General features: G+C 59.7%; 4 protein-coding genes. 3 read left to right on the forward strand and 1 reads right to left on the reverse strand.

Annotation, left to right across the window (positions count from 1 at the left end; genetic code table 11):
* Positions 1-124 (reverse strand): OsmC family protein (locus tag AC4FAH_RS13790; RefSeq protein ID WP_490246233.1); only part of this gene is annotated, 124 nt, incomplete at its 3' end.
* A gap of 268 nt (positions 125-392) precedes the next feature.
* On the opposite strand from AC4FAH_RS13790, the gene AC4FAH_RS13795 reads away from it, so the two are divergent.
* The 3 genes from AC4FAH_RS13795 (at position 393) to AC4FAH_RS13805 (ending at position 3717) form a co-directional block, all read left to right on the forward strand.
* Entirely contained in the window at positions 393-632 is a 240-nt protein-coding gene (locus tag AC4FAH_RS13795; RefSeq protein WP_286989501.1) for a hypothetical protein, read from the forward strand.
* 10 nt (positions 633-642) lie between these two features.
* Positions 643-2169 carry a sodium:solute symporter family protein gene (locus AC4FAH_RS13800; protein WP_286989500.1) on the forward strand — a complete coding sequence of 509 codons (1527 nt, stop codon included), beginning with the start codon at positions 643-645 and terminating at the stop codon, positions 2167-2169.
* Positions 2170-2304: 135 nt separating this feature from the next.
* A complete protein-coding gene (locus AC4FAH_RS13805; RefSeq protein WP_286989498.1) occupies positions 2305-3717 on the forward strand; it encodes an amidase in 1413 nt (470 codons plus the stop codon).
* Positions 3718-3810: the final 93 nt, after the last annotated feature.

The following is a 3810-nucleotide window of genomic DNA, read 5'->3' on the forward strand; positions in this document are numbered from 1 at the left end:
AGTCGAACGGGCTCGGCGCCGACCCATCACCCTTGTAGCGGATGGGCTGATCGGTGATGACCGTGAAGTCGTCGAATTTCGCCTCGAGCCTCAGGTTGTCGAGAAAGTTGACCTTGATTTCCATGAACGATGCACCGCTGTGAAGAGTGTGGGCGCCAGCACGCCAGTCTGACGGCTACGCGATGGCCGCCATTATCCAGATTTTGGGGGCCTGCGTCGCGGGTGAGGCGAAAAGCGAAAACGCCGTGACTTCCTTGACGGTAGGGAGATTGTCACCTATTGGTTAATTTATACGCATAAATACAATAATTGATGCTTTGCCATGCTCGGTTCCCTGCCATCGACACGACAGGTCACAACCCGCCCCACCAACCACAATAAAGGGGAATGCAATGAGAAAGCGCTTCACGACCCGCAAGGTCGCCATCTACGGCAGCATGCTGCTGGGATTCTTGATGCTCGAGAGTCCATTGATGCTGATGGCCAACAAGATCCAGCCCATGGTGATGGGAGTTCCGTTCTTCCTCGTCTGGAACCTGGTGTGGTGGGGCTTCCTCACCGCCGTGTTCCTGTATGCCTACCTGACCAACTGGGGTAGCGCCAGAGCCCCTTCCACCGGCGGCAAGCGCTGAGGATCTCACCATGACTGGAAGCATCTTGATCATCGCGGCCTTCATGATCATTCCCTTGATCGTCGGGCTCGTCTCAGCCCGCAAGTCCCAGACGACGAGCGAAGACTTCTTCGTTCAGGGGCGGGCCATGGGCAGCATTGCCGTGTTCTTCACGGTGGCGGCCACCTGGTGGAGCGCCTTTGCCTTCCTGGGATCGAATGCCACCTTCTACACCAGTGGCCCGATCTATCTCACCGCGCTTGCGTGGAACCTGCTCTTCGGCTTCATGTACTACTGGGTGGGCAAGCGCGTCTGGTATCTCGGCAAGCGCTTTGACTACCTGACGCCGTCAGACCTGATGGGCGATTTCTACAACAGTGAAGCACTCAGAGTCCTCGTTGCCGTCATCACGCTGATCTTTACCGTGCCATATCTGCAGATCCAGCTGACAGGCGGCGCCTACCTGATCGAGGTCGCCTCCGGTGGCGTCGTGCCCTTCTGGCTGGCCGCACTGCTGTTCTACTTCATCATCATCGTCTATGTGTGGGTCGGCGGAATTCGCGCCATCGCCTGGACAGATGTGATCTACGGGGCGCTGCTGTTCTTCGGCATGATGTATGCGGGCTACTACATCGCCGGCCAGGCAGGTGGTCCGACCAGCATGTTCGCTCAGCTCGCCAGCGACTCGCCCGCGCATCTGACGCTGCCGGGGCCGAATGGCAACATGGGCTACTCCATGTGGTTCTCGCTGTTCGTGATCGTGGCCATCGGCGCCTTCATGGGTCCCCAGATCTGGCTGCGCATGTATTCGGTGAAAAGCGGCAAGCTGTTCGGCTTGATGCCCTTCCTGCTGGGGCTCGCCGCCTTCGCCTATTTCGGCTCGGTACTCACGGGGTATACCGGTGTACTGCTGGAGCCTGGCCTGGAGAACGCTGACCAGATCCTGCCCGTCATGCTGATGAACTATGCGCCCTACCTGCTGGCATCGTTGATCATGGCGGCTGGCGCGGCAGCGGCGATGTCCACCGCCAACTCCCAGATCCATGCGGTATCGACCGTCGTCACCATGGATATCTACAAGCGCTACGTGAACCCGCAAGCGGATCAGAAGCGCATCGTCCACATCGGGCGACTGTCTCTGGTCGGCTTCTCTCTGGCGGCCTACATCCTGGCACTGACCGTTCCGGGGCTGCTCGTCACCATCGGGATCGCGGCACTGGCGGGCACCGCTCAGCTGATAGTGCCGACACTGGGTGCCATCACCTGGCGCAAGGCACACCCGCAAGCGGCCTACTGGGGCCTGATTCTGGGTATCGTGACCGTCCTCTGGCTGTCCTACGGCGCCAGTGTCAGCAACCCGCTTGGCCTGCATGCCGGCATCTGGGGCCTGATCCTCAATGCGTCAGCCTTCGTCATCATCAGCCTCGCCTTGCAGCGCAAGGATGCCGATGTGGTGGAACGCTTCGCGCAGGCGCGTCGGGATTACACCGCGGAATATCACCCGGAGCAGCTGGAAGATGATGTGGCTCCCTCACCTCAGGTGATCGAAGCCCGCTGACCAGCGACAAGGGCCTGCATTGCGCAGGCCCTTTTCATTGCCGAGCACATCTCACGTGCCAAGAACGTCCCCGTGCGAGTACTTGATTGCAGTACCTGATAGCCGGTACTTGATAGCCAATGGACAGGATCTGACATGACCCCAGCCTCTCTTCCCACGCAATTATCTGAATTGACCGCCACTGACGCCCTGACGCTATTTCGCCAGGGCGAGCTATCCCCTGTCGAGCTGACCCGGGATTGTCTGGAACGTATCGACACGCTCAACCCCAAGGTCAATGCCTTCGTGCACATCGCCCATGATGGGGCAATGAAGGCGGCGAAAGGCGCCGAAGCCCGCTGGATGAACGGCTCGCCCTGCGGCCCGCTGGACGGTGTACCGACAACACTCAAGGACCTGACGCTGTCCCGGGGCATGCCGACCCGGTACGGCTCCGCCACCACATCACCCGACGGGGGGAGTGACGTCGATTCCCCCGTCGCCGCGAGCCTGCGCAAGGCAGGCGCCGTCTTTCTCGGCAAGACAACCTCACCGGAGTACGGCTGGAAGGGAGTGACGGACAACCCGCTGCACGGCGTGACGCGCAACCCCTGGAATACCGCGCTGACGTCGGGTGGATCCTCAGGCGGGGCTGGAGCAGCAGCCGCACTGAACCTGGGCATGCTCCATCAAGGAAGTGACGCGGGCGGTTCGATCCGCATTCCCTGCAGCTTTACCGGCACCTTCGGCCTGAAACCCACGTTTGGCTGGATTCCCCAGTGGCCGACCAGTGCCATGTCGACACTCTCACACCTGGGACCGATGACGCGGACGGCGTCCGATAGCGCCCTGATGCTTGCCAGCATGGCAAGACCGGATGCCCGAGACGGATTGCTCGGCAACCCGCATGGCATTGATTGGAATGCGCCACTCCCATTGTCTCTTGAAGGATGGAAAATCGCTTACAGCCCGACGCTTGGGTATGTCGACGTTGCACAGGACATACGCCTGCGAGTGGACGAAGCGGTCGCTCTACTCTCGAGACTGGGCGCTGACGTCATCGAGATAGACCCCGGGTTTGCCTGTCCCCTCGATACCTTCAATACCTTGTGGTTCGCGGGTGCCACCCAGGTGGTCGAAAAGATGACCGACAGCCAGCGAGATCAAATGGACCCGGGCTTGCTGGATATTGCAGAGCGAGGCAGCAACATTTCCTTGTCGCAATATCTGGCGGCAAGACGAGAGCGGACTGCACTTTGCGCACACATGCAATCCTTCCACGAGCAATGGGATTTGCTTGTTACCCCCACCCTGCCCATTTCACCCTTTGCCGCTGGGCACAATGTCCCACCCGGCGAGAAATACACTGACTGGATGCACTGGACGCCGTTCAGCTACCCCTTCAACCTGACCCAACAACCCGCGGCATCACTCCCCTGCGGATTGGATGACAATGGGCTGCCTGTCGGACTGCATCTGGTGGGAGGAAAATTCCAGGACATGAAAGTGATGCATGCGGCCATGTTGTTGGAGGAGATGCTTCCTGGCCTTGTCTATCCCAGGCCCTAGCAATGGAACCGTCAGAAGAGATACGAAGCACAAAAAAGGGGGTATCCGGATTATCTGGTTGGTATGCGAGAGCGAAAGGTGGCCGACAAACTC

This window comes from Cobetia sp., from assembly GCF_983723665.1.